This window comes from Bacillus sp. JJ1764, assembly GCF_036962145.1.
In the GTDB taxonomy this organism is placed as follows: domain Bacteria; phylum Bacillota; class Bacilli; order Bacillales; family Cytobacillaceae; genus Neobacillus.
In genome coordinates, this window is record NZ_JBALNY010000211.1 from 1 (window position 1) to 243 (window position 243).

The window sequence follows — 243 nt, forward strand, 5'->3', positions numbered from 1 at the left end:
CAATAAATTTTTTATTTAAATAAATATATCGTTATCGTTTTTACCAAATAAACAAGCATTTCTCATCAATCAGGATCGTGAAAAATATTTATTCCTTAAAGAAAAGGAAAATAACTTTTTACTACTTGAAAAACGAGATTACTCTCGTTATAATAAAAACGAGAATAATCTCGTTATAGGTGGTGATACCCTTTGACACCAAAAGTATCAGAGGAATACAAAAGAAAAAAGCGAAATGAAATT